Genomic DNA, 229 nt, shown 5'->3' on the forward strand with positions numbered 1-229 from the left:
TTACCGCGACCCATACATCCGGTAGACAGCAGCTTTATAAGGTTCAGCAAACCTAATCTTTCGTATCCAGTTTTCAGGGCGTAAACACCTTGAAGGACTATGGTTGGATCTTTTCTGAGGAAACTCAGGATTGTGATTCAGCGAAAAATCCAGTTTGGTGGCGATGGCGGAGGGGAACCACGCGTTCCCATACCGAACACGACCGTTAAGCCCTCCAGCGCCAATGGTA

General features: G+C 49.3%; 1 rRNA gene. It reads left to right on the forward strand.

The features are described 5' to 3' along the window. Positions 1 to 153: 153 nt before the first annotated feature. Positions 154 to 229 (forward strand): 5S ribosomal RNA (gene rrf, locus FGT79_RS30835); the annotation flags it as partial.

It is taken from the genome of Paenibacillus sinopodophylli, from assembly GCF_005930355.1.
Lineage (GTDB): Bacteria > Bacillota > Bacilli > Paenibacillales > Paenibacillaceae > Pristimantibacillus > Pristimantibacillus sinopodophylli.